The sequence below is a fragment of the bacterium genome (assembly GCA_035380285.1).
Taxonomy (GTDB): domain Bacteria; phylum Auribacterota; class Erginobacteria; order Erginobacterales; family DAOSXE01; genus DAOSXE01.
In genome coordinates this window covers 118,063-143,817 of sequence record DAOSXE010000001.1, presented here as the reverse complement: position 1 = coordinate 143,817, position 25,755 = coordinate 118,063, and the positions used below count along the sequence as shown (strand labels likewise).

Below are 25,755 nucleotides of genomic sequence, written 5' to 3'. Positions count from 1 at the left end.
ATCAGGCGCTCTTGGCCCGGCGGGCCGGCCGGGCGGAATGGGGAAAATAACTTCTGAGCAGTTTCGCGGTCAATTTGAATTCCGCGACGTCCTTCCGGGAGGGGACCTCATACATGACGTCCAGCATCACCCGCTCCAACATTCCCCGCAGAGCCCGGGCGCCGGTTCCCTTGCGTATGGCCTCGCGCGCCAGAACGCCAAGGGCTCCCCGGTCGTAGCTTAGCTTCACGCCGTCCATGGCCAGCAGCTTTTCGTACTGTAGAAGCAGAGCGTTGCGGGGTTTGGTCAGAATCTCCACCAATTCGTCTTCCTTGAGGTGGTTGAGGGAGGTCACGACGGGCAAACGCCCTACGAATTCCGGAATCATTCCATACTTGATCAGATCTTCCGGTTCGGTCATCTCCAAGATCGCATCCAGGGCGGCGGAAGTTTCCCCTCCGGGGTCGCGGAATCCGATCGACCGGCGGTTAAGGCGCCGGCGCAAAATCTCCTCCAAGCCGCTGAAAGCTCCGCCGCAGATAAAGAGAATATTGCCGGTATCGACTCGGACGAACTCCTGGTGGGGATGTTTTCGGCCCCCTTTGGGGGGAACGTTGCAGACGGTGCCTTCCAATATCTTCAACAGGGCCTGTTGCACCCCCTCGCCGGAAACATCCCTGGTAATGGAAACATTCTCCGTTCTCCGGGCGATTTTATCGATTTCGTCGATATAGACGATCCCGACTTCGGCGCGGGCCACGTCGTAATCGGCGGCCCGCAACAGGTTCAGAACGATATTTTCCACATCCTCTCCGACGTACCCGGCTTCGGTGACGGTAGTGGCGTCGGCGATGGCGAAGGGGACATGCAGAAAAGCGGCCAGGGTCTTGGCGATCAGGGTCTTTCCCGCCCCGGTCGGGCCGATCATGAGGATGTTGCTTTTTTCGATTTCCACTCCGTCATCGGTCCCCATCGCCGATTTCAGCCGCTTGTAGTGGTTGTGTACCGCGACCGCGATCGTTTTCTTGGCCGGTTCCTGGCCGATGACGTATCGATCCAGATATTTTCTGATTTCGCGGGGCGACGGAAGCGGATCCGGAAGAAGCTGCGGGGCGGGGGCGGCGGCTTTGTCGGGCTCCCCCAGCATTTCCGCGGAGATGCGGACGCAGTCCTCGCAGATATGGCCGTCCAAGCCGCGGATCAACTTCCCGACATGCTCGGCGTCGCGGCCGCAGAATGAGCACGACGGCCCCGGGCCGGTTTTGGAAGGCTTCTGCGCCATGAACTTCCCTCTATTTTTTATCCTTGCGGGTAATGACCTGGTCGACCAGCCCGTATTCCACCGCTTCCTGAACGTTCATGAAAAAATCGCGATCGGCGTCTTTCTCCACCTTCTCCAGTGGCTGACCGGTGTGCCGGGCGAGAATGGCGTTGAGTTCGTGTTTCAACCGTAGAATCTCCCGGGCGTGAATGCTGATATCGATGGCGCTGCCTTCGGTCCCGCCCCAGGGCTGGTGAAGCATGATCCGGGCATGAGGCAGGGCGAACCGCTTTCCCGACGACCCCGAAGCTAAAAGAAGCGCCCCCATGCTCGCGGCCTGACCCATGCAGTAGGTGGTGACGTCGCACCTTACGAACTGCATGGTGTCGTAGATCGCCAGCCCGGCCGTCACCGACCCCCCCGGAGAATTAATGTAAAGATTGATATCCTTCTCGGAATCCTCCATCTGCAGATAGAGCATCTGGGCGACGACCAGGTTGGCTACATGATCGTCGATGACCGATCCGATGAAGATGATCCGGTCCTTGAGCAGGCGGGAATAGATATCGTAGGAACGTTCTATTCTCCCCGTCTGTTCCACCACCATCGGGATCAGCTGGGCTTTTTCATTTTTCATCGGCTGATTTCACCTCGGCATTCTCGATTATGAACTCCAGCGCCTGGTCGCGAAGCACCCGGTCCTGATAGGACTGAATACTTCCGTCGTTCTCCGCTTTCTTCCGGAAAAGGGCCGGATCCTCGCCTCGCTCCCGGGCTTCCCGGGCCACCGCCTCGGCCACCCGGACGGGATCGGCTTTGATCCCTTCCCGGCGGGCGATCTCCCTCAACAGCAGGATCGTTTTCAGCTCCCGCCGGGCATTGGCTTCGGCGGTTTTTTCCATGGTACCATCGCCTTCCGGGAGTGGATACCCTTTCTCCGCCTTGTCTTTCAGCACGGCCAGGTGCAGATCGCTGAGGGCTTCCAGGGCGGAGGGGGGAAGATCGAACCGATTCTTTTCCAGGACGATCCCGAGCGCCCGTTCGTTGAGCTCCAACCGCGCTTCTATTTCCTTGCGGTTCTGCAGCGCCTCCCTCACCGCGGCCCGCACTTCTTCCAGGGTCCGGTAGGTTCCCCAGGAGGCGGCCCATTCGTCGTCGAGAGGCGGCAGGACTTTCTTCTTGATCTCCCGCAGCTTGACTTCGAACACCCTTTCGCCCTCGGGCCCTTCGCCGGTTTCGATCAGCCGGGTTTCCCCCGGCTTCATTCCCACCATGCCGGCGAGGAGGGGCGCGTCGTCGCGCACGGTAACCTCCACGAAAAACCCTTCCACCCATTTGGCCTCTGAGCCGGACGGGGCGCCGCTTTCGCCGGACTCGATCGTGCGGAAGTCGATGACCCCGAAATCCCCTTCCTCGAGTTTTTCCTTCTCCGCCGCCGCGAACGTCGCCGTCCGCTCCCGGAGAGACTCGATCTGGCTTTCGATTTCTTCTTCCGTCACCTCTACCGCCGGTTTGTCCAGCTTGATCGCCTTGTATCCTTCGGGAACGAATTCGGGAAAAACGTCGAAGACGGCGCTGAAAACGAGCGCTTCTCCCGGCTTCCAGCCCACCTCCCGGAACTGAGGGTCTCCCAACACCCGGAAGCTCTCCCGGCGGCATACCGCGAAAAACTGTTTTTCGATCTGGTTTCTGACGGCCCGGCTGCGCGCTTCCCCTCCGAAACGCTGTTCCACGATCGGCCGGGGAACCTTGCCGGGTCGGAACCCGGGGATTTTCACGCTGCCGCCGAGTTCGCCCAGAACCGCGGCCAGTTCCTTCTCCATCTGTTCGGCGGGCACTTCTATCCGCAGTTCCCGTCGGCAGGGAGCCGTTTCCCTGACCTCGTGCTTGCTGTTTTCCTCGGTCATCCCTTCCTCCTCCCGAAACGTTGCCCCCAATAGAAAAAATGCCCGGATTCACCCGGGCCTGCAGAGCGGGAGACGGGATTCGAACCCGCGACAACCACGTTGGCAACGTGGAGCTCTACCACTGAGCTACTCCCGCGCGAAACGCCGTAGCTTTGCTTCAGTCTTGTATGATTAGCTCCACCTCCTTCAGAAAGCAAGCAAATTCGCTGACGATGGGCGAAGGGAGACTTGAACTCCCACGGGTTTCCCCACTGGATCCTAAATCCAGCGCGTCTGCCATTCCGCCATTCGCCCTATCCCGCCGGACGTTCGTGTTTTATGGTGGATAATTTAACAATCGTCATTATCATAATGCAACGCAAAATCCATCGAACCGGGAAAGGACGGAATGAACTCCCCTAAGTATACGACTCTGATCGCCGACGCCGACAACACCCTCTACAGCTGGGTCGATTATATCGTTCCCTGTCTGGAAGCCATGGTCAACACCCTGGAAAACCTGAGCGGTCGGCCCCGGGACGCGATCATCGATTCGATCAAGAAGGTCTTCGAAGCCCGCCAGACCAATGAATACGCTTTCGTCCTTCAGGAAGCGGAAATCTTCTCCGACTTGAGAGAGGATTTCGATTGGTTTCAGAAAACGTATATTCATCCCACCCGTTACGTCTTCAACCGGGTCCGCCTGGAAAATCTCCGGCTCTACCCCGGGGTGCGGAAGACCTTCCGGCATCTGATCGACCGGGGTGTTTCAATTTACGTTCTCAGCGACGCCCCCGCCTTTGCCGCCGAACAACGGCTGAAGCATCTGGGGTTGGCCCAGTTCATCCGCGCCATGTACGCCCTGGAAACTTACGCCATTCCTCCCTCCACCCGCCTCGACCCGGCCCTGGTCAACCGGCTTCGGAGCGGATACTACCGTTCCCGCATCGGCAAGGTCGTGGAGATGCCCCTGGTTTTCGAAAAACCCAACCCCGAGGGCTTGAAGTTCCTTCTGCGGCAGGAAGGGATCGATCCGGCGCGGACGGTTCTGGTCGGGGACAATCCCAAGAAGGACATCAAGGTAGCCCGGGAGTGCGGATTGACCGACGTTTGGGCGCGTTACGGTACCGTGATCGCTCCAGAGCTGCGGGAGAAACTGAAAAAATATTCGGCTCCCTCGGTCCATCGGCGCAACGTCTCCAGCGGGGAAGACGGATCCGTCGCCCCGACCCTGACCATCGACCGCTTCGACGAGATCCTGCCGCTGTTCGAAGAAAAAGCCCCGAACTCCCCCGGATAATCGGAAGGCCCCGCGGCATCCGCGGGGCCTTCCCTGCCCCCGGAGGACTCGAACCTCCAACTTCCTGATCCAGAGTCAGGCGTTCTGCCAATTGAACTAGAGGGCAATGGAGTAAGTTGTATACCTCACCCCGGGTTCGATTGCAACCGCGAATTGGAATAGCCCAGGCCCCGGCGACGCAGATAATCCTCCAGATAAGCGAGGCTGGAGCGCTTCCGGCAGCTCCAGAGCGGAGCGACCAGTCCGCGCGCGGGAGAGGAGTCGGCAAGAAGACGGTGAACGACGACGCCTTCCGGAAGCGTCTGCAGGGAATCCGCCAGAAGCGCCGCGTAGTCTTCAAGCGTCAATACCGCGACCTCCCCCCGGAGATAGGCCTGATGGAGGGGCGTCTCCGCCAGGATCATCAGCTGATGGAACTTGACGCCGAAGACGGGCAAACCCGCGAGAGTTTTCATGGTGAACGCCGCTTCCGCCGGGCCTTCCCCGGGCAGACCGAGCATGCAATGAACCGTGACCTCGATCCCCGCCCGTTCCAGATGCGCCAGAGCCGCTGCACTTTCGGCGGCGGTGTGCCCCCGACAGATCGTCCGCAGGGTCCGATCCACCAGAGTCTGTACTCCCAGTTCGACGGCCAGATAGGTTTTCCGGGAGAGCCCGGAGAGATAGTCGATCACCTCCCGGCTTAGACAATCGGGACGGGTGGCGATGGCTATTCCGATCACTCCCGGAACGCCGAGAACCTCGGCGTGGAGACGGCTCAGAAGTTCCGGCTCGGCGTATGTTCCCGAATAAGCCTGGAAATAGGCTATGAATCTCCGAAACCGCCGGGGCGCACGCAGGATACCCCGGCGAAGCTGGTCGAGGCAGGGGGTGCCCGTACCGGCCACGGGGCTGAAGGCCCGGTTGTCGCAGTACGAGCAGCCTCCCCGCCCCCGGGTTCCGTCCCGGTTGGGGCAGGTGAACCCGGCGTCGAGCGGAACCTTGAGGACAGGTTCCCCGAACCTCTCTTTCAGATAGGTCGAATACTTCCGGATGAGGCGCACGGCGCCCTTCCTCCGCTCCTCCCGCCTTCGGCCTTAAAAACGGTAGGAAACGTCCAGCCCCAGCCCCACGATCCTCTGCTCGAATTTTTCTCCCTGGGCGTGGCGGTCGCCCCAGGCGGTCGCGGCCAGAAGATCGAAAGCCCACCCGCCCGGAGGCTCCCACCCCAGGCCCAAGGTTACATATTTCTTATCGGTGTCGGGGATGTAAGCCAGACTTACCGACTTGGCCGGCATCGGCGATTCGTCGTAGCAGAAACCGCCGCGCACTTTCCAGCAGGAGGCCAGCAGATACTCGCAGCCGACCCTGATCTTTTCGGCATTATGCCAGTCTTCGTTGTAGTTCTCGTCCCGCAGCAGAACCCCGGGATCGTCGAAATCGATATCGGTGCGGAAGGTGTCCCAAAGCGATTGGTTCATATCCAGCGAGCAGAGCAGGCCGGGCAACGGGCGAACGGCTATCCCCACTCCCCACGTGGGGGGATGGCGGAATTTCTGGGTGAGGTCGGAGCGTTCCTGAAGCCCTAAAAGAGAAAGGCTGGCATCGGCGTCGCCGGTCAAACGCACCGAGGCGCCGGTCCGGAGCACCCCCCCCAGGCTGATCCAGTCCGCTATATCCACCAGGAGACCGAAACTTCCTTCGCAGCCGACCCCGTCGTCATCCACCGTGATATCGTAGGTATAATCGAGAGGGGACGGACCGGGAACCGAATCCACGATCTTCTCGGCGTCCCGGCGGATATCGTCGATGAGAAGCGCTACGCCGGCGCCGAAGTATACCCCGGGAACGATCTGACGGGCGGCGGACAGCTGGAAGGAGGTCGAAATCAACCGCTGCCAATTGCTGCCGTAGATGCTCCCGGCCAGGTACGGCATGTTTTCGCTCCAATCGATGGCGTAGCCCAAGGGCTGATAAATGGTCAACCCGACCGTCGCGACCTCGGGGATGAGATACGATATACCCAGACCCTGCGGGTTCAGATAATTGCCGCTGGTCGAGTACTTGGTGAAACGATCGGGCTCCATTCCGGTGTAATCGACGAAAACGTCCTTGGTCCACTTGTAGGAAGCCGCCGCCCGGTCCGGGGTGAAGTTGGCGTAGGAACCGCTGGAGCGGACGGTCGGCTGCACGAACAGGAGGTCGGCTCCGAACTGGCCCCCGGTGCGCCCCAGTCCGGCCGGGTTCCAGTAACCGGCGGTCCAATCGTCGGCGACCGCGATGAAGGCTCCCCCCATGCTCTGCGCCCGAGCGCCCAGTCCGAAATTCTCGTATCCTCCGGCCCGACCGGTGCCGGGGACGGCCAGGGCCAGACCGATCAACGCCGCTGCGGCGAACACGACCCTCTTTGCTGCCATATCATCCATCCTTTCTTGGTGGCGGACCGCCGTGGCCCTGTTGAGGTTGTCCCGCCCGGCCCGGTTCGATCCGGAAATACCGGGCTTGGGGGTGGTGGGCGACCAGGGCGACAATGCTGGTATCAGGAACCAGCATCCCGTTTTCCAACGCCCGTATGCCCGCCCTCTCCGAACCGAGGAGAGAACACACCGTCCGGTTCATCATCATATCCGGGGCGGCCGGATATCCGAAAGCATATCGTTCCCCCCGCCGAGCGCCGCCTTCCGGAGACGGGAAGAGTTCGCGCATCATCTGCTCCTGAACCCATCCGGCCAGAACCTCGGTCATTTCCGCGGCCAGGCCGTGCAGGAGAAAGTAATCCCGGTACTTTCCCTCTTCAACCGCGACATTCGGGTCCGGAGAAGCCACCGATACCCCCATAAAACCGACAACGTCGGAGTCAGACCGGAAAAAATCCGGGAGGGCCGCGCCTTCTTCCCCCTCCTGACGGGGAAAAGTCAAACGCACTTCACCGAAGTCCCCGGCGGCGATGGCGAGATCGTCGCCTTGGCTGCGGCAGGGATAGTAACCGTACACCGCCCCCGCTTTCAGGAGACGGCCCCGTTCGACCCGGGCCAACAGTTCTTCGAGAATAGGTTCGGCTTCCTCCTTCAACAGCCGCCGATATTCTTCGGCGCCGAGGGTCCCCCGCTGGAATTTCCAGCGGGAGACCATCAGGCGGCGGCGGTTCATCCGGGCTATGAGCGCGGAGAGGTCCACGCCCTTCACAACCCTGCTCCCGGTGAAGGGGGCGGCGGGGGCGGAAGGAGGCGGAGCGATTTCCAACCGGTCCGGAGGCCGCGGGGAGGGAAGATGAGGCCGGCGCGGGGAGGGAACGGCGCCCCTTTCCAGATAGGCGAGGCTGTCGAAGGCGTCGCGGCAATAGACGACGGGGCCCGGATATTCCGGTTGGCAGGAGTCACGGACGAACTCGGGCGTGAGCGCGGCCCCGCCCAATAAGACGGGCGTGGAAATCCCCGCTGCCGCCAGGGCCTTGAGGTTTTCGACCATGGTCGCCACCGATTTGACCAGGAGACCGCTCATGCCCACGGCCTGGGGGGAGTATTCTCGAATCGCTTCGATGATCTTCTCCGCCGGAACCCGGGTTCCGAGATCGATCACGTCGATTCCGTTGTTGGAGAGAATAATCTTGACCAGGTTTTTCCCGATATCGTGCACGTCGCCCGCCACCGTGGCCAGGACCAGGACGCGGCGCGAGCGCGGCCGCGAGCCGGCGAAATGGGGTTGAAGCTTGTCGACGGCGGCTTTCATCACTTCGGCCGATTTGAGGACGAAGGGCAGCTGCAGCGTTCCCTCGTTAAAAAGCCTGCCCACTTCCTGCATGGAAGGGACCATGATCCGGTTAAGCACCTTCTCGGGCGCGATACTGCGGCAGAGTTCGTCGACGGTCTCGGCCAGGCCTACGGTTCTTCCGCGAACGATCAGGCGCCGCAAGCGTTCGGAAGGATCGTCCGGCTCCCGGTCGGAGCCGGAGTCCGAAGGCGCACTGCCGGAGAACCGGGCCAGATAGTTTTCGAGGGGATCGCCGTGGGCGGTGTCGTTATCCAGAAGACGACGGCCCAGTTCGCGGACTTCGCCGGGAACTTCGGGAAGGGCCTGGAACGCCGCGATATTGACGATGCACGCGTCCAGCCCCTGGCCGAGGCAGCGGTCCAGGAAAATCGCGTTGAGCGCGCTCCTGGCCTCTCCCCTCAGTCCGAACGACACGTTGGAAAGACCGATGACCGTACGGACCCCGGGGAGGGCCCGCTTGATCTCGCCGATGGCGGCGGCGGTGGTGCGGGCCGAATCCGCCAGGGCGGGATCGCCGCTGGCGATGCTGAACGTCAGCGGGTCGACCAGAAGCGAACCCCGCTCCATCCCCCCCTTTTCGCACAGCGCCACCAGGCGCCGCGCCGTCGCCAGCTTCTCCGCGACGGAACGCGCCATCCCGTTCTCGTCGATGCAGAGACAGATGAGCGCGGCCCCGAACCGTCGCGCCAGGGAGACGACCCTCCGGGCCTTTTCCTCGCCTTCTTCGAGGTTGACGGAATTGATGACGGCCCGCCCCCCGTAATGTTTCAAAGCGGCTTCCACCGCGGCGGGGATCGTGGAATCGATGACCAGGGGAGCCCGGCACTCCCTGGCCGCCATAGCGGTCAGAATCGGGAGGTCCCGGACTTCGTCCCTGCCGGCGTAGGCGCAACTGAGATCGAGGAGGTGGACCCCCAGGTCTTCTTGGGATTTCATGATCTCCAGGCCACGGTCGAAGTCGTCGGCCAAGAGCGCGTCCCGGAATTTTTTCGACCCGGTGGCGTTTCCCCGTTCCCCGATGTACAACGGCCGAGGTTCCTGGGTCAGCGCAACTTCTTCATAAAGGCTGGCGACCGCTTCGGTCTCCCCCGAAATCAGCACTCCGGAAGGGCGGTAGCCCCGCAACTCCTCGACCAGGGCGGCGATATGGGCCGGGCCGGTGCCGCAGCACCCACCGGCTGAATCGAGCGAACATTCCCGAACGATCGTTCCCAGCCGCCGGGCGAACTCCTCCGGTTCCAGAGGATATACGGTCCGGCCGTCGCGCAGTTCCGGCATTCCGGCGTTGGGCATGCAGGCCGTGCGCCGGCTCCATTTCCGGCGCAGGTATTCGAGATGAGGCCTCATGCCCGTGGGCCCCAGAGCGCAGTTCAGACCCAGAATGTCGATCGGGTACGCCTCGAGCGCGGCCACGACCGCCGGGATGGACGTTCCCACCAGCATCGAACCGGTGGTCTCGATGGTGAAAGAAACGTATAAAACCGGCTCCGGGTCCTCTCCTCCCACCGCCCGGAAGGCGTCGAGCACCGCTTTGATCTGGAGAGGATCCTGGCAGGTTTCGACGATGATCCCGTCCACCCCGCCTTCCAACAGGCCTTCCAACTGCGGCAGATAGGATTCCCGAAGCTCGTCGAAGGAAACCTGCCCTAAACTGGGAAGCTTCGTTCCGGGGCCGAGCGAGCCCAGTACGTAACGGGCCTTCCCCGACGCCCCCCTGACGGCTTCGCGGGCCAGCAGAGCCGCGGCCCGGTTTATTTCCCGGGTTTGTCCGGCCAGTCCGTATTCCGCCAGAACCAACCCCGAGGCCCCGAACGTATTCGTTTCCACCGCGTCCGATCCGGCGGCAAAGTAGGCGGCATGAATTCCGCGGATGACCTCGGGAGCCGTCAGGTTGAGAATCTCGTTACACCCCCGCTTCCCGCGCCAGGACCGTTCCGGAATCCGGGTCGCCTGGATCTGGGTGCCCATGGCCCCATCCAGGATCAGCACCTCCTCCCCTAGCCTGCTGCGCAATTCCATGGTCCCGGTCTTGAGTCCGAATCGTGGGAACCCGCCCTCCCCCGCCGAATCAGCGGAATCGATCCTCGTTGACGTCGTCGGCGATATCCTGATCGATCCGTTCCTGCCCTTCCCAGGCTTTCTCGGCGGCGCGATCTTTCTTGATCGCCTGCTCGCAACCCGTCTGGAAATCCTGAAGCGGATCGGCGGCAGGAAGGGAGATCAACCAGGAACCGTCCCCCTGGCGGGCCAGGTGCAGCTGTACCACGCCCCCCGAAGATGGGAGCAGGTCGGCGATAGCGGTCGCATCCTTGACGGCAACGGCGTTTATCCGGCATTCCTGATAGGCTTTCTCCGCCAGTTCCCGCCGGAGAAAGGCGATCGCATCCTCCGAGCCCACTTCCGTGGCCGGCGCAGGCGCCGAGGCCTCCGAACGCAGGCGAACCTTGAGTTCGCCGGTGAGAAAAGATGCGGCCCGGGAATAATCGCCGACTTTGACCGCCTCCTGAAAGGCGGTGACGGTTTCGCGCACTTGATCTTCTTCTCCGGCCTGAACCGGGAGAGCCGCCCACAACAACAGCACCAGGGACAATCTGATGGCGTTCATCTTCGTCACCGGCGTCAGGCTTTTTCGAACTGGTCTTTCCCGGCTCCGCAGAGGGGGCAGACCCAATCATCCGGGAGATCCTCGAAAGCGACCCCCCCGTTTTCCGCCGGGTCGTAGATATAACCGCAAACCAGGCAAACCCACTTATCCATTCCGTACCTCCTGTTCGTTGGGAGAGGAACTCCGTCCCCTCCTTTGAGCTAACTATATCAGGTGACGAAGGGGAAGCCAAACCAGGATCGAAGAAACGGAAACCTTCACGGCGGCCTGAAAAAACATAATCCATGCCGGGGCGAACCGAGAAAATCGACCGGAGACCCCGTATCCCCGGCCGGAGCGGATCATTCCCGGCCCCCGTAGCCGGCCAAACTTTCCTTGATGATCGCGCTTTTATCCACGGAGAGTTCCGTCGCCAAGGCGTTTTCCACCGCTTCGACCATGGCCGGAGGGCCGCACAGGTAAAAAGGAACCCGGAGATAATCCGGTATCTCCTCTCCGACCGACTCCGGCGTCAACCTCCCCCGTCGCCCCCGGCCCCCGGAAGGAAAGTCTCCGGTTTCCGCGAAATAAACCGTGTCCAACCCCGGAAGGCGCCGGGAAAAAGCGGCGAAATCTTCGGTGAATATCAGGTCGTTCCCGGAACGGGCGCAGTAGAGGAGCGTGGGGCGGCAGGGGACCCGCCCGGCGGCCAGGGTGGCGATGATCGAGCGGAAGGGGGTGATCCCGATCCCCCCGGCGATGAACACCACCCGCTCGGGGCTCCCTTCGTAGATGAACTTCCCCATCGGCATTCGGATCCTGACCTCGTCTCCGGGCCGCAGTCCCCGCAGAAGACGGGAATAATCGCTTCCGCTCAGCCGCTTGGTGCATTCCAGAAAGGCGTTTTCCCGGGGGCTGCTGGAGAAGGAGAGGTAATGGGCCGACCACCCCCCGTCGGTAGGAAGCAGCAATTGGAAAAACTGGCCGGGGCGGAATTCCGCCTCGGGCGGCCTCAGGAACCGAAAACTCCAGATGTCTTCGGTCCGCTTCACCGTCTCCAACAGAAGGCTGTCGAACTCTATGGGCTCCGGCATGGTCGGCCCCCCTCGGAATGAACTGTATCCCGCTCTAACTCCGGAGACAAGCCTGTTCCCGGTAAAATTCGAGGAGGCGCCCGGCGATGTTCGTCCAATCCAGTTCTTCCGCAACCAACGCCCGGGCTCGTTCTCCCATCCGTTCGCCCCGCCGGGGATCGATCAGCAGCCTTTCCACCGCCGAGGCCAACGCTTCGGGATCGCCGGGCGCGGCGGTCTCGCCGCACGCGTGTTCTCGGGTCAACCGGCCGATTTCGCCGACAGCGGAAACGGCCAGAGGGCGGCCGCTGGCCAGATAGTCTCCGAACCGCATCGGGAAGCGGGACCGGTCGGAATCCGTATCCATAAGCGGTAGGACAAGAACATCGGCCGCCGCCAGCCATGCGTCCAGGGTGCGCCCCCGGCACCCGCCGGTGAAAACCACCCGGTCCCCCAACGAGGAATGACGGGCTTTGATCGCGGCCGTCAAACGTCCCAACCCGCCGTACCGGCAGAGGTCGCCGACCACGAAGAGACGGGAGCGGGGTCGTTTTTTCAGAATCAAGGCGAACGCGTTCAACAGCAAGTCCAGGCTTTCGTCGAACATCCTGCCCATGGAAACCAGGACTTCTCCCTCTTCCCATACGTCCAGTTCCCGGCGCGCGGCGGCGGTTTTCACCGTCGACCGTTCCCGGCACGGGCTCCCGTTGGGGATGATCCGGATCCGGCCGGGCGGTATCCCCGCCGCCGCCGCCGCTTCCTGAAGTGCCGGACTGACGACCGTCACTCCCCGGGGCCGGCCGCGGCGCAAAACCTCTTTTTCCAGAAACCGGACCAACCGATGCGCGGGGCCGGGCAGATGTTTCCCCAGTCCGTCCCCCCACCGATCGTCCCAATCGACAAACAGCCCGCTGCCCGGAAGCAACCGCGAAGCCAGGGCCGGAATCCCGGTGGAGGGGATGGCGACGGCGAAAGCGTGAACCACATCGAACCTGCCCCGAAGTTCCCGGAGATTGAGTAAGGTCCTCCAGGCGCAACCTAGGTACGAAGGGGTATCGGCGATTTCCGGCAACAGCCTCACCCGGACCCCCGGCGCGTCCGCCCTTTCCCGCACCGGGCCGAGCCCTTTCCGGGAATCGGTGCATGATATCGCGACTTCCACGCCCTGGGCGGCCAGACCCCGGGCCAGACCCTGGCAACGGAGAAACGTTCCCTCTTCCACCACATTGTGGTTGAGGAAAAGAACCCGGCGGGGCCGTTCATACTCCATCCCGCACCCCCCGTTCCGCCGTTTTGACCCCTTGTATCCAGGCCGCCGCGCCCCGTAGGCCCCGGGTCGCCGCCAGGCTCCGGAAATAGCCGGCCTGACGCTTCAACCAGGCCGGCGAGCGGACGCGGCGGCGCACCCATTCCCGGGCGATCCGGGCGCGGAACCGCCTCAACTCGTCGTTCCCCAGCCGGGGATTCGCGATCAAGGGACGGCTGCCGTCGTAAGCCCCCATCTCCCGGGTTAGCAGCCTCCCTTCCCGCTCCAAACGCCGATAAAGAGAAGTTCCCGGATAGGGGATGCAGAGACTGCACTGGATGGAATCGGTTTTCAGGGAAAGGATCAGGGAACGGGTCGCCGCGAGCGATTCCGGCGTTTCTTCCGGGAAACCCACACAGAAGGTGGCATGGGTCCTGATGCCGACCGCCGCGGCGGCCGCGGCTATTTCGCGGGCTCGGGCCCCCATCGATTTTTTGCCCTCGGGCACAAGAACCCGATCCCAGGCCCCTTCCACGCCGAATTTGACGCCCCGGCAGCCGGCTGCGGCCATTTCCCTGAGGAGATCGGGGCTTAAGCCTTCCAAATCGGCCATGCAGTACCAGGTGACCCGCAGCCCGCGGTCCCGAAGACAACCACAGATTGCCCGGGCGTGGGCGGGGTCGGCGGTGAAGCTGTCGTCGTCGAAATAAAAAGAGTGGGGACGAAAGGACTGAATAAAAAACTCGATTTCATCCGCCACCCGGGCGGGAGCGAAAGGCCGATAACCGCGCCCCGGAAAGAGCACCTGATTCCAGAGACAGAACGAACAACCGCGCGGGCACCCGCGGCCGGAATGAAGCTGGAGACAAAACTTTTCGGGAGCGATATTGTCGCGATAGCCGGAGTGAGAAAAGCCGCCCCCCGGAAAAAGGTCGCGGGCCGGGAACGGCAAGCGATCCGGGTCCGTGACCGCTCCCAAGCCGGGCACCTCGTGGAGCCCCTCCCCATCGCGGACGACCAGCCCGGGGATCCGGGCGTTTCTCGGATCGATCCCCTTCTCCAGCGCCTCCGCCACATCGGCCAGGGAATACTCGTATTCCCCCCGCAGGACGAACCGGACCCATGGGTGCGCGGCCAGCAGTTCCCGGGCGCGGGCCGTGGCATGGGGACCGGCCACGATCACGGTCCAGCCTTGCTCGGCCAGCGGGCGGATGTTTTCCATGTCCATGACTTCGGTGGCGGGAGAGGTCTCCAGGACCACGGCCCCGGCCCCGGAAGCCCGGGCGAACTCCAGGAAACGGTCCCTCCCCCATCCGGTCACCAGGCAATCGACCCCCGAAACCTCATGCCCCCGTTCCCGGAGTACGGAGGCGGCGGTCGCCAGAAAAAACGGGAAAGGAGCGTAATAAAGAAACGGCGCCCCCGCCGGAGACAGATAGGAGAATGGCCAACGGCTGCCCGTTCTGACGTGGACTTTTTCCAGCCCGCTCCCCCCGTCGGTTCGCGAGGGAGGGTTGGCGAACAGCATTCTCATTCCGGCTCGCGTTTCCGGAAGGCGCGGCGGAGACGAACCGGGAATAAATCCCCGTTCCCAAGCCCGAGGTGGAAACTGTAAAATGGTTTTATCATGATGGTTTTCAGGCGTCGCCCACGGGAACGGATCGATTTCTGCGAGTATACTCCGACGCCCCACTCCGGGGCAATGCGGTTGGGAAAACGGTTCGCCGGAAAGCGCACCGCAATGGAACCTCGATGACGGCGGCGGATATTCATCCCCGGCGCCCCCTTGTATTCCACCAATGCCGATGAAAACCGGGTTCGATAACCCTTCGACGCGCATCGACCTGGCACTGCTGGGTTTGCTGCTTCTCTCCCAGGGAGCGGCCGGGCTCACGAAAATCCACTTTCTCGATGACGCGGTCCGGCAGGCGGCCTTTCTCGCGGCGGGGGTCTGTCTCCTCCCTCCTCTCTTTCTCCTGCCGGGAAACGGGCTGCTGCGGGTTTTCTCGGGGCGGCGGCGGGGCGCCCTCGCCTGGTTGGGCGCGGCCGCGGGATTTTCCTGGATCTGGCTGGCGGCGGCCGGCACCGGCCTCAAACTGATCGGACTCCCTCCGGGAAAGCTGGGTTGGATCGCCCTCGTCATGGCGCCGACCTTGCTGCCCGGGAGGACCCGGACCGGCTCCGGACGGTTCCTCGGGAAATCCCTGGGGCCTCTGGCCGCGGGAGCGGGCGTGCTTCTGGCCTCCGCCGTATTGACCTGGAAACCGTTTCTGATCGGGGAAAACGCCCTCTGGCCCAACGAGTTTCGGACGGCGTTGAACGACGCCGCCAAAACCAGAAGCGGCTCCGACTGTCCCCCTCCCCTGATCGTCCCGGGAGAGGGCTGGCGGGATGCGGGCAAGCCCTTTCTGGCTCCGGCCGGACATCTGGCCTCCCTTCGGGTGGAAAACCGGGGCGACCGGACCTGTAGAAGCGTTATCTTCTTCTTCTTCTCGGCGCAGGAGGAGATGCTGCTCGAGATCTCGGTCAACGGCCGGGAATCGTACTTCCGCTATTTCCCCCCGCCGTACTCCCAGGGGACGGAGCCGCGTAATTTTCCTCCGGGAAAAGCTGCCGTCCTCGCCCGGCCCCGGTTTCTACCCGGCGAAAACCAGATTCTTTTCTCGTTCCGGGACGGCCGGGGAAGACTTTTCCCGCGGCCGCCGCGGGTCGAGGTTCTCAACGCCTCCGACCTGCCCGGGACGGAACTCGCCCGGGTATTCGCCTCGAGGTGGCTGTTCGCGGACACCGGCGATATCCGCGAACAACTCGACCTCGCCCGCTCGCTCCGGACGTCCCCGCTTCCGCGGACCTCTTCCTACAACGGCAGCCTCTTCGACGGAGGGGGCGTCACCGTCGAGCACCTCCCCTTCCCCTTCCTCCAAAAGGCGGTCGTACTCGATCTCTGGGTGGATGGAATCCGTTCCTTCCAGCTTCTTTCCTGGGGGTTTTCGACGCTGATTCTGGCCGGCTGGCTGGCGCTGGCCGCCGCCGGGGGCGGCCGCGGGCGCGATTACCTGGTCGCCGCGGCGGGAGGGCTCTTTCTGTATCTGTCGCTTCATTTCATCCGCTACCGAATAGACACTCCCTACGTCGGGCTGGGACTGGGCGCGGCCCTGATCTGGGTCGCGGCGGGTCTGGCCAAACGCGATTACCCCGCCGCGTTCGCCTGGGCGGCGGCGGCGGTTTTGACCAAAGGGGGGATCGCTTTCCTGGCCCTGGTCTTTCTCGCCTGGGCCGTCGTCTACCGGCGACGCGAAACCGGGCGCGTCGGGGCCTGGTTGCTGGTCACCGCCCTGGTTCTGACGGGGGCGGTCATGGTCCCATCGGCGCTCCTCATCCCTTCCCGGGAATTGAACTCCCTGCTGGGAGGAAGTTACTGGGACCGTTTCGGAACCTGGAGCGCCGTTCTCGGCGGCGACGGAACGATCGCGGCCATTCAGAAAGAAGCCGCGCTCTTCTATCTGCTCACTCTTTCCGCCGCTTCCGGATACGCCTGGATTTTCTGGTTCTGCTCCCGCGGACGGCGGGCGCGGGCGGCGGCGCTGTTCGCGCTTGCCGGCGCGGGGTTGATCGTCGTTTCCCGCCCCTCCCTCGTTTCTCCCGGTTTCGCCGGTTTCCGGTTGAGCTACCTCGCTCCCGCTCTGTATTTCATCCCCATCCCCGTCCTGATTATTCTGCGGAGAGCGAAAGCGAAAACGGCGGGGCTGCTGGCGGCCCTCGTCGGCGTTCTTATCCTCGTCTCCCCCCGCCTGGGCGGGCGCGGGCTCGACCGGTACCGCCTGGCCATGGCCGGGGGCATCAACCGGGATCTTCATCAGGCGGCGGTCATCGATTATCTCCTGCGCCGGGATCGGCCCTACGACCGGGAAATACTCGGGAGGATACTCCCGGGCTTTTACTCGGGTCCGGGCCCCTTCGATGCCGCCACCCGCCGCGGGCTCTGCCGGCGCCTGGAGGAACGGGGCCGGCGGCGCGAAGCCGACGAAATCCGGCGCAGCCTGGCCGCAACGAAAACGCCGTGAACGCGCGCATGAGAAAAAACCTCCGTTATCCCCTCGTGCTGGCCCTGGCGGCTGGGGTTTTCTGTCTACCCCTGCTGCTTTCCCCGGGAAAACGCAGCCGGGACGCGGATTGGAATCAGGTGGGAGCCGTCCATTCGCTCCTGGTCCGCGCCATCGTCCAGGAGGGAAGGTTGCCTTTCTGGACCCCGTTTCTGGGCGGCGGGTACCCGATCTTCGCCCACCCCGAAAACGACTGCCTCGACCCCTTTTTCGCCCTCTCTCTCTTCCTCGATATCTGGTTGGCTCTGAAGATCAGGATCTTGATTTTCTACTGGGCGGCAGCGGGAGGCATGTACCTGTTGGTACGGCGCGGTTTCGGCCTCGACCCCGAAGCCGCTTTCCTGGCCGGGGTTCTTTTCGCCTTCGGGACCTACTTCCCGTTCCATTTCGCCACCGGCAACCTCTATATCGGTTTCTATTCCTTTCTGCCCTGGCTGCTGTTCCTGCTCGTCCGGGCCGCGACGTCCGGGAAAGCCCGGTTGGGGGCGGCCTTGGTTCTGGTCTGGCTGCTGGCCGGCGCCACCGGCCTTTGGGTGGGGGCCATGGGGCTCTTCCTCGGAATCTGGGCGCTCCTCGGGACCGGTTCCCGGGAATTTCCCCGGATCGGCCTGGGGCGCCTGTGCGGAATCGCCCTGGCCGCCGCCCTGCTCAGCGCCTTCAGACTGCTGCCCATGGCGGAATTGATCGCGCGCGCTCCCCGGTCCTTTTCCGACTATCGGGAAGCTTCCCGGGGATCGCTGGACCTGCCGGGCCTGGCCCGCTCGCTTCTGGACGCGGGGCCTTTTCTTCAGGGTCCCGCTCCTCCGGAACAAGAGGCCGCCGGCCTGGGTCGGGACGAGCCCCTGGGCGATTCGACCGTTTACCTCGGTCCTCCTGCCCTCTTTTTAGCCGCGGTGGGCCTTTGGAAAAACCGCCGGAGGTACTGGCAGCTGCCGGTGCTGCTGGCGATCTTCGCTCTCCTGACCATGGGAGCCGGAGCGCCGCTCGACCTCTATCGACTGCTCTGGCACGCCCCCGTTTTCTCCTCCATGCATTTTCCCAACAAATACTTCGCGGTTTTTCTTCAATTCATTCTCGCGCTGAGCGCGGGCCTCGGGCTGCGGGGCCTCTTCCCCAAAGGCGGTCGGCTTACTCCCGTCGTTCTCGTCGCGGTGCTGGGCTGGACCTTCGCGGCGTCGCTTCCTTACGCGGAAGCCGGATTCGATTCGGAGAAAGAAGCCGCTTTGCGGGAAACGCCCTTCACTCAGGTTCTGACCTACTGGGAAGCCGTCCCCGGCTCCCCGGGCGAAGACCCCGGGTCGATTCCCATCTACCGGCCCGGAACTCTCTCGCGGGAATACGTTTCCCTGCGGCGACTGTTTCTCATGGGCGGGGACGGCCCTCGGCTGGTGCCCGCCCTCGTCAACCGGTACGAACCGGACTTGTTCGATCTGATCCGGGCCGGATACGGAGTCATCAACTGGTACGGCTGGCTGTACCTGCCCGAATCGGCCCAGCCGCGGCTGTTCCTGCGCCTGGGGCGGATCGAGGGAAAAATCAGGCCGCCGGTCTTTTTCCGCGAACCCCGGGCGTTCTTCCCCAACCCCGAGTACCGGGGGGAAGCCTGGTCACCCGGAGGGGGCCGGCTGAAAATACTGGATTCCGGGGGCGGTCGCATCGTCGTCGACCCCGGAACCGGAGAAGAAGCGGTCGTCAATCAGAACTGGTATCCGGGATGGATCAGCCCGGACGCGGAAGTGTATTCCCGTAACGGCCTCCTCGCGGCCCGACGGCTCCCTGGACAATCGGGAAACATCCGTTTATTCTTCCTGCCGCGGCCCTTCCTGGCCGGAGCCGCGGTGGCACTGATAACGGCCGCGGCCGGGGCGATCGGAATGGTTCGGCGGAGGAGAGCGACCGGACGGTGAAAAAAACGCTGCGCTTTGTTGCCTCCCTGCTCCTCACGGCCGGGTTGCTCTGGCTCCTGTTCCGGAAAGTCGATCTTTCGGCGGTATCGGAACGGCTGGCGGAGAGCGCGCCGGGGCCGGTGGCGGGAGCCGTCGCGCTCTCCTTTCTCACCAACTGTTGTCTTGCGTCCTGGCGCTGGGCGTACATACTCGACCGCCTGGGAGCGGACATCGGTTTCGGCGAAGCGTTCGCCGTCAAAATGGGATCCTCCCCCATCAAGAGCCTGCTCCCCTTCCGTTCCGGCGAAGCTTCCCGGGTCCTTTATCTGAAGCGGAGGCACGGGTTCTCGGCCCTGCGCGGGACCGCGTCGGTCGCGCTCGAGCTGGGAAGCAACCTGGCCGTTTTCGGGATGATGGTGGTCGCGGGTGGGATCGTCTTCGGCGCCGGGCTGGACGGAGCGGTCCTTTTCCTGGGTTGCGCCCTGTTCCTGGGCGCGGCGGGGCTGGCGCTCCTCAGCCGTCCCCGCGCCCGGCGACAGGTGCGGGAGCGGGTGGAGAAGATGAGACCGGGCAGGTGCCGGGATCTGATCCGGGCGGTCTTGAGCATCCCCGGCGCCCTGGGACCGGGGCCGATGCTGCGCATATTTCTTTTTTCCCTCGCTATTCAAGCGGGAAAGCTTCTGGGTTTTTTCCTGGCCGGGAAAGCCCTGGGAATTCGGTTTCCGGCGCCGGTGTTCCTCGTCGCCCTCCCTTTTTCCATCCTCATTTCGACCATCCCCATCACGGTTCTCGGTATCGGTCTGCGGGAAAACTCCCTGGCGGGCCTGGTTCCCCTTTTCTGCGCGGTGCCCGAGGCGGGGATAGTGGGAACGGCTCTGCTTTTCTCGCTGGCCGAGTATGTCTTCCCCGCCCTGCTCGGCTTCGGCTGGACCCGATCCTTTTTGGACGGCTTGATCCGGAGAAGCCCCTCAAGAACCTCGCCGCCCGCAACCTGAAACCGGGGACTTGGGGACTTCGGCCGCGGCCGGCCGGACTACTGCCGAGGCCAGGGGTTGGTGACCGGCTGGTCGTTGGCGCCGCCGTAATAGGCGGTAATCCCGCTGCGGACCATCCATTTGCCGCTGGCGGCGCGGAATACGGCGATATCCGTCGCGCCGTCGCCGTTGTAGTCGGCGGCAACGGGATCGTCGGAGGAAGATCCGAAGTAGGCCGATAAACCGTCGCGGACCATCCACTTCCCGTTGGCGGGCCGGAAAACCGCAATGTCGGCCGACCCGTCTCCGTCATAGTCGGCCGGGAGCACCGTGTCGGACGCCGCCCCGAAATAGGCCGTCAAACCCCCTCGAACCATCCATTTTCCCGCCTCGGGCCGGAAAACCGCGATATCGACCGACCCGTTGCCGTCGTAGTCGGCGGGGACGGGGATATCGGCGGCGCCCCCGAAGTAAACGGCAGGGACGCCCCACACCAGCCATTTCCCGCTGGCGCCCCGGAAAAGAGCGGGAGCCGCGGTGCCGTTGCCGTTGTAATCGGCCGGGACCACCGTATCCGCCGACGATCCGAAGTATACGGTCGTTGCCCCCCGAACCATCCATTTTCCGCTGCTGGGCCGAAAAACTCCCGGATCCCAGGTGCCGTCGCCGTTGTAGTCCCGCGGAACCGGCAGATCGGTGGAGGTCCCGAAATAGACGCGGGTAACGTTGCGGATCAGCCAGAGTCCGCTTCCCGGACGGAATACGGCGATATCGGAGGTGCCGTCGCCGTTGTAATCGCCCGTGACCGCGCCGGCGTGGGCAGGCGGCGTTCCGCTGGGAGTGGGCGACGGGCTGGGGCTCGGCGTCGGGGTGGGGGTGGCGCTGGGAACGGGGGACGGCGTCGGGGTGGGCGTCGCGGATGGGGTCGGAGAGGAGCTCGGGGCGGGACTGGGAGACGGCGGCGGAGACGGAGAAGGCGTCGGAGTCGGGCTGCGGCGGGGAGACGGCGTGGGGGAAGCGGAAGGGGAAGGCGTGCGGCCGGGAGACGGCGATGCGGTGGGGGTGGCGCTGGGAACGGGGGACGGCGTCGGGGTGGGCGTGAATTCGAGAAATATCAGCACCCGGTTGTTGTGGGTGTCGGAAACGTATAGCCGGCCGTCTTGGTAAAAAACCCCGTCCGGCCAATACATGGTGCGGGAAGTGGGCGGCGGCGGCGGCGTGGGGATGGTGGTGGGGGCGACGGTCCCCGAGGGCGTGGGCGGCGGCGATGGCCCCGGGGGAAACTGATTGACGAAGTTGTCCCGCATGGTGGGCTGCCCCAGAACGACGTCGGCGGACTGCCCGTTCTCCGTAGGCAGGCTGTTGTAGATCAGCACCCGGTTGTTGCCGCTGTCGGGAACGAAGAGCCGGGTCCCGTCGTAGAAAACCGAGCCGAAGGGTTCGTCCAGGGTGTCGGCGTAGGCTGCTCCCAGTCCCCGGTTCGGATCGCCCGAAAAGAAATCGGCCTGCCCGATCACCACGTCGGCGGTGGCGTTGTTCCAGGCGGGGATGCTGTTGTATATCAGCACCCGATGGTTGTAGGTATCGCTGACGAAGAGCCGCCCGTCGCGGGCGTAGACCCCGCACGGTTCCTGGAGGGTGTTCTGGGCGGGGCAGCCGGTTCCTCCTTCCATGCAGGGATAATCCTGGTTGATCTTGTTCTCGATGAAATCGGGTTGGCCGACGACCACCGAAGCGGAGTGGTTGTTCCAGTCCGGGATGGAGTCGTAGATCAGGACCCGGTGGTTGAAGCGGTCGGCGACGAAGACCTTTCCTCCGTCGACGCAGACGCGGCGGGGTTCGTAGAGCGTGTACGCTTCCGCGTACCCCCCCACCAGCCCCTGGTTGGCGACCAGGTATCCTTCCGCGTCCGGCTGCCCGATGACGTACTGGCAGCTGGCGTTGTTCCAGGCCGGGACCTCGTCGAAGACCATAACCCGGTTGTTGAAGGCGTCGGCGACGAGGAGCCGGCCCTCCGCGTAAAAAACGTCGTCCGCCCGCCAATCGGTATAGGCGTAGGGGACGTTGGGGTCCATACCCGTGGGATCCTGGTTCAGTTCTCCGTGAAACATGTCCGGCTGGCCGATGACCACGGCGGCGTCTTCGCCGTTTTCCACGGGGAGGGGGTCGTAGATCACGACCCGGTTGTTGAGGTAGTCCGCGACCAGAAGCTTGGATTCGGCTACGATCAGCCCCCCGGGCCACAGCAGCGTGGAAGCCGTGGGAACGGGGTCCTCTACCGTCCAGGGCTGCTGGTTGGGCAGATTAAGCAGCATGCTTTCCTGGCCCAGTTCCAGGGCGGCGGACTGGTTGTCCGTAAATGCCGCCTCGGCCGAGGAAAACACCCCCAGCAGCCATGCCGAAACCAAGAGTTTTTTCATCGCTCTTATTTATAAATATAAGCTTCTTCCCCGGCCGGCGCAAGCCGGCGCGCGCTTGCAGGGACGGCTTCCGCGGGCTATATTCTAATTGGAGGAGACCATGAAGGGCTTCACGGTGCTGGAAATTATCATTGTGCTTCTGGTCCTGGCCATCGTGGCCTCGGCGGTCATCCCCAAGATGATCGATACCGACTCTCTGGGGGCCAGGGTGGCGGCCGAAGTGGCGGCCACCGATATCCGGGCGGTTCAGGCCAACGCCATTTTCACCGGAGCTCCCAGCGCCATCGTTTTCACGTCGGGCTGGAGCGAATACAGCGCCCAGGGGCTCCTCCCTCCCCTGCGGGTGCTCCCCAGCGGGGCCACGGCCGGGGGCAGCTACAGCATCACCTTCAACGGTCTGGGGGAACCGAATTTTTCCTCCGCCCAGACCCTGACCTTCGTGAACGGGGGCGGGAGCACCGATCTGACCGTGGAACCCCTGACCGGAAAAGTGACGGTAGGCGGATCGTGAACGGCGCCGGCAGAACCAGAACGGAGGGGTTTTCCCTGATCGAAATCGCCATCGTCATCATGGTGGCGGCGATCATCATTCCCGCCGTCATTCTCCCTTTCGTGGAAGCCACCCGCGGGATGGACCGTCCCGTCATTCTGGGGACGATGGCCTTTCTCGCCCAGCACGAGATGGAGAAGAAAATCGTCGCCTACAACTTCCACTCCATCTCCGCCTGGGCCGACTCCCCCATCGGGGGCTTCCCGGGCTACTCCAGTTCCTGCACCATCGACCCCAACGTCACCTTCGGACCGGTCACCGAAGGAGCGAAACTGGTGACGGTGACCGTCACCGGGGGAGGCTACGACTTCGAGTTGGTCACCGTGAAAACGGACTGGGAAGAATGAACGGCCGCGGCAGACACGCGGGAGCCCGGATGGAAGGGTACTCCCTGGTGGAGATGACCCTGGTCATCGTCCTGCTCGGGATCCTGGCCGTCAGCGTTTTTCACGGGATGCTCTCGGGGGTCGATATCTACCTGATCGCCACTCGGGATTACCTCAACCTGTTCCAGGAAGGAAGAACCGCCCTGGAGAAGATGGCCCGGGAGATCCGGGAAACCAGCCCGGGCGACGTCAGCATCGGCACCGGGTCGGTCAGTTTCACCAAGGAGTCGGACCACGTCACTCCCATGGACGCCAGCGAGACCGTGGTCTTCAGCCAATCGGGATCGGAGATCCGGCGCACCACCGACCTGGGGACGTTTACCCTGGTCGATCATGTCGAACCCGGATCCTTTGCCGTCAGCCAGGACGCAAACGGCGTGGTGACCATCGATTTCACCCTGACCAGCGATCGGACGGATATCCCGCTGCGGACGTCCATCCAGCCGCGGATTCCCGACGGAGAATGAAAACGGCCGCACATATCCGGGACCAGCAGGGAATGGCCCTGGTCGGGCTGGTCATCATCATCGTCATCCTGGCCGTCGTCGCCTACGGCCTGGTGGCGTCCATGACCGCCCACCAGCAGACGTCCTCCCTTCCCTTCAATTCCCTCAAGGCCTTCTATCTCTCCGAGGGGGCCTTGGAAATCGGGAAAAAATACATCGTCGACCAGGAAGGGGAAACCCCCGGGTGGGCCCCCGACACCGATCTCTTTATCGACGAGCCCCTCGGCGACGGTACAATCAATCTCTCCATCCACTGGGAGAGCGGGGCCACCTTCGTCACCTTTACCGCCAGCGCCTCGGTCTCTAACTGAGCGGGCGGCCCGGCGGCCGGGCGTCGAGACGCTGTATCTCTTTGGCGGAGTTTGACAAACTTCATTTGTCAGGGTATAATTTAAATGGGTGGAAGGGCCTGAAAAATATCGTGGAGACACGACGGTAAACCTTATTCATGGGGGCGGCAATGAAGACGGCAATTGCGATCGCGGGTGCATGCCTGCTGGCGGCGGGAGCGTTCTCCGCCCGGGGAGACACCTCCTCGCGGGGGCTTCGGGAAGTGGTCAACCTGGGGAGCCAGGGAGAAGAGCCGCAGGGGAGCGGCCGGTTCTTCCCCCCCGGCATCGGGGTCTGGGGAACCGAGAGCTTTCAGTTTACGGGTGACGGCGATCTTTGCTCGTTCGACCCTTCCGTCTACCCCATTCCCCCCTCCGACATCGCGCTGATGGGGCCGGGCCACGCCGGGAGCAACGACCGGATCTACCTGGACGGTTCGGTCCGGGTGACCGGGATGATCAGGACCACGCAAGCGGTGCGGGATGCCTCCATGGGCTATCCCTTCGACAGCGAGGTTATCGATGCCGGCTGGTCCTGTTCGGTGGGGTCCAAGCTTCCGACCGGGCTTACCGGAGAGGCCGGCGACGATTTCCAGTACAGCGGGGCCCGGGTCGCCACCCCCTTGAGCGGGTGGGACGGCACCAAGCAGAACCCGGACCGGCAGTCCTACAGTTCCGGAACGCCCTGCTGGCCCAAGGACCCGGGTTATCCCGTGATCGCCCCCTTCTACCCGCAGTGGGACATGAACGGGGACGGAACCACCTCGGCAGCGGATTACGATTACTTCGTCGCCCACGGCGGTTTCGCCGCGCAGCGGGGCGCTCCGGAAACCACCATTCCCTATACGGAGAAGGACGATCCCACCATCATGAAGATGGACAAGGGGGTCCTGGTCCCCGCCAGCGAAGGGCAGGCCTGGTACGACGACTACTATATCGACGATCAACACAACTTCGTCGGCACCTGGAAGTCGGTTTATTTCACCGGAAGCCACTATCGCTTCAATAACTTCCAGTCCGGGGCCAACGAACCTATCTACTTCGTCAACCCCGCCGATTTCTACGTCGACGGCCAATATACCCAGGGCAACGGCTGCGATCTGATCTTCATCGACGCCGGGCAGTGCACGATGGCGGTCAAGAACAACTTCATCATCACCGGGGAAGCCGACATCAACTCCGGAGGGGAAATCGCGGTGGGCGGGGAGTCCTACCGCTTCGACCTGGTCACCCTGGGCGATACCCTCGATTTCGCCAACAGCGCCGACGGCAGCGCCGGACGCTTCTACGCCCCGCTGGCCGACGTCCATATTTCCGGGGACGGCTGGCTCTACGCCGGGGTGATCGGAAAGACGGTGACCATGGAAGGCGGCCGCTCCGTCGGGTATCCCATGGATTATGTCGGCCCCAACGGCGGTATCGGCGGCGAATACGGCGGATCCGCGCCGGGCCCGGGCGACGATCCGGCGAACCCCGCCCAGCGGGAGAACTGGAAGGAGATCGTGAACGAATAACGGCGGCG

Annotated in this window: 21 protein-coding genes and 3 tRNA genes; 9 read left to right on the top strand and 15 right to left on the bottom strand. The window is 63.5% G+C overall.

Annotated elements, in window-relative coordinates; translation table 11 throughout:
- Position 1: 1 nt before the first annotated feature.
- The 5 genes from clpX to PLZ73_00620 all read right to left on the bottom strand — a co-directional run bounded on the left by clpX (position 2) and on the right by PLZ73_00620 (position 3,441).
- Positions 2–1,261: an ATP-dependent Clp protease ATP-binding subunit ClpX gene (clpX, locus tag PLZ73_00640; protein ID HOO76379.1), complete on the bottom strand. Its 1,260-nt coding sequence runs from the start codon at positions 1,259–1,261 to the stop codon at positions 2–4.
- Positions 1,262–1,271: 10 nt separating this feature from the next.
- Positions 1,272–1,877: an ATP-dependent Clp endopeptidase proteolytic subunit ClpP gene (clpP, locus tag PLZ73_00635; protein ID HOO76378.1), complete on the bottom strand. Its 606-nt coding sequence runs from the start codon at positions 1,875–1,877 to the stop codon at positions 1,272–1,274.
- Positions 1,867–3,147: a trigger factor gene (tig, locus tag PLZ73_00630; GenBank protein ID HOO76377.1), complete on the bottom strand. Its 1,281-nt coding sequence runs from the start codon at positions 3,145–3,147 to the stop codon at positions 1,867–1,869. The genes clpP and tig overlap by 11 nt, the downstream gene beginning before the upstream one ends.
- 64 nt (positions 3,148–3,211) lie before the next feature.
- A tRNA-Gly gene (locus PLZ73_00625) sits at positions 3,212–3,283 on the bottom strand.
- Between the two features lie 77 nt (positions 3,284–3,360).
- Positions 3,361–3,441 (bottom strand) — tRNA-Leu (locus PLZ73_00620).
- 94 nt (positions 3,442–3,535) lie between these two features.
- On the opposite strand from PLZ73_00620, the gene PLZ73_00615 reads away from it, so the two are divergent.
- Complete coding sequence (locus PLZ73_00615) at positions 3,536–4,426, top strand: HAD family hydrolase (GenBank protein ID HOO76376.1); 891 nt, start codon at positions 3,536–3,538, stop codon at positions 4,424–4,426.
- 33 nt (positions 4,427–4,459) lie between these two features.
- Here the strand turns inward: PLZ73_00615 and PLZ73_00610 are convergent.
- From PLZ73_00610 to PLZ73_00570, 9 genes are all read right to left on the bottom strand, one after another.
- Positions 4,460–4,532: transfer RNA gene (locus PLZ73_00610), tRNA-Gln, on the bottom strand.
- 19 nt (positions 4,533–4,551) lie between these two features.
- Entirely contained in the window at positions 4,552–5,469 is a 918-nt protein-coding gene (locus PLZ73_00605; GenBank protein ID HOO76375.1) for a TIGR01212 family radical SAM protein, read from the bottom strand.
- A 33-nt stretch (positions 5,470–5,502) separates the two neighbouring features.
- Positions 5,503–6,822, bottom strand: a complete 1,320-nt coding sequence (locus tag PLZ73_00600; protein ID HOO76374.1) for an outer membrane protein transport protein — start codon at positions 6,820–6,822, stop codon at positions 5,503–5,505.
- Between the two features lies 1 nt (position 6,823).
- Positions 6,824–10,165: a homocysteine S-methyltransferase family protein gene (locus PLZ73_00595; GenBank protein HOO76373.1), complete on the bottom strand. Its 3,342-nt coding sequence runs from the start codon at positions 10,163–10,165 to the stop codon at positions 6,824–6,826.
- Positions 10,166–10,244: 79 nt separating this feature from the next.
- The gene (locus tag PLZ73_00590) at positions 10,245–10,781 is read right to left on the bottom strand and encodes a hypothetical protein (protein HOO76372.1); all 537 of its coding nucleotides are present in this window, start codon (positions 10,779–10,781) and stop codon (positions 10,245–10,247) included.
- Positions 10,782–10,795: 14 nt separating this feature from the next.
- Positions 10,796–10,933, bottom strand: coding sequence for a rubredoxin (locus PLZ73_00585; GenBank protein ID HOO76371.1), 138 nt, complete (start codon positions 10,931–10,933; stop codon positions 10,796–10,798).
- Positions 10,934–11,122: 189 nt separating this feature from the next.
- Positions 11,123–11,854: an FAD-dependent oxidoreductase gene (locus PLZ73_00580; protein ID HOO76370.1), complete on the bottom strand. Its 732-nt coding sequence runs from the start codon at positions 11,852–11,854 to the stop codon at positions 11,123–11,125.
- Between the two features lie 34 nt (positions 11,855–11,888).
- A complete protein-coding gene (locus PLZ73_00575; protein ID HOO76369.1) occupies positions 11,889–13,103 on the bottom strand; it encodes a glycosyltransferase family 4 protein in 1,215 nt (404 codons plus the stop codon).
- Complete coding sequence (locus PLZ73_00570) at positions 13,093–14,613, bottom strand: radical SAM protein (protein ID HOO76368.1); 1,521 nt, start codon at positions 14,611–14,613, stop codon at positions 13,093–13,095. The genes PLZ73_00575 and PLZ73_00570 overlap by 11 nt, the downstream gene beginning before the upstream one ends.
- 265 nt (positions 14,614–14,878) lie before the next feature.
- Here PLZ73_00570 and PLZ73_00565 point away from each other — a divergent pair, with 265 nt between their 5' ends.
- Genes PLZ73_00565 through PLZ73_00555 form a run of 3 tightly spaced genes read left to right on the top strand, consistent with a single transcriptional unit; the run spans position 14,879 to position 20,063 of the window.
- Positions 14,879–17,143 (top strand): hypothetical protein, encoded by a 2,265-nt coding sequence (locus PLZ73_00565; protein HOO76367.1) that lies wholly within the window; start codon positions 14,879–14,881, stop codon positions 17,141–17,143.
- A gap of 8 nt (positions 17,144–17,151) precedes the next feature.
- Entirely contained in the window at positions 17,152–19,089 is a 1,938-nt protein-coding gene (locus PLZ73_00560; GenBank protein ID HOO76366.1) for a hypothetical protein, read from the top strand.
- The gene (locus tag PLZ73_00555; GenBank protein HOO76365.1) at positions 19,086–20,063 is read left to right on the top strand and encodes a lysylphosphatidylglycerol synthase transmembrane domain-containing protein; all 978 of its coding nucleotides are present in this window, start codon (positions 19,086–19,088) and stop codon (positions 20,061–20,063) included. The genes PLZ73_00560 and PLZ73_00555 overlap by 4 nt, the downstream gene beginning before the upstream one ends.
- A 38-nt stretch (positions 20,064–20,101) precedes the next feature.
- Here the strand turns inward: PLZ73_00555 and PLZ73_00550 are convergent, their stop codons facing one another.
- Positions 20,102–22,462: a hypothetical protein gene (locus PLZ73_00550; protein HOO76364.1), complete on the bottom strand. Its 2,361-nt coding sequence runs from the start codon at positions 22,460–22,462 to the stop codon at positions 20,102–20,104.
- A gap of 100 nt (positions 22,463–22,562) precedes the next feature.
- Here PLZ73_00550 and PLZ73_00545 point away from each other — a divergent pair, with 100 nt between their 5' ends.
- The 5 genes from PLZ73_00545 (at position 22,563) to PLZ73_00525 (ending at position 25,747) form a co-directional block, all read left to right on the top strand.
- Entirely contained in the window at positions 22,563–22,973 is a 411-nt protein-coding gene (locus PLZ73_00545; protein ID HOO76363.1) for a prepilin-type N-terminal cleavage/methylation domain-containing protein, read from the top strand.
- On the top strand, positions 22,970–23,359 hold the full coding sequence (locus tag PLZ73_00540) for a prepilin-type N-terminal cleavage/methylation domain-containing protein (protein ID HOO76362.1): 390 nt from the start codon (positions 22,970–22,972) through the stop codon (positions 23,357–23,359). Before PLZ73_00545 ends, PLZ73_00540 begins: the two co-directional genes overlap by 4 nt.
- Positions 23,356–23,865: a type II secretion system protein gene (locus PLZ73_00535; protein ID HOO76361.1), complete on the top strand. Its 510-nt coding sequence runs from the start codon at positions 23,356–23,358 to the stop codon at positions 23,863–23,865. The genes PLZ73_00540 and PLZ73_00535 overlap by 4 nt, the downstream gene beginning before the upstream one ends.
- Positions 23,862–24,215: a hypothetical protein gene (locus PLZ73_00530; protein ID HOO76360.1), complete on the top strand. Its 354-nt coding sequence runs from the start codon at positions 23,862–23,864 to the stop codon at positions 24,213–24,215. Before PLZ73_00535 ends, PLZ73_00530 begins: the two co-directional genes overlap by 4 nt.
- Positions 24,216–24,364: 149 nt before the next feature.
- On the top strand, positions 24,365–25,747 hold the full coding sequence (locus PLZ73_00525) for a hypothetical protein (protein ID HOO76359.1): 1,383 nt from the start codon (positions 24,365–24,367) through the stop codon (positions 25,745–25,747).
- The last annotated feature ends 8 nt before the right edge of the window (positions 25,748–25,755 follow it).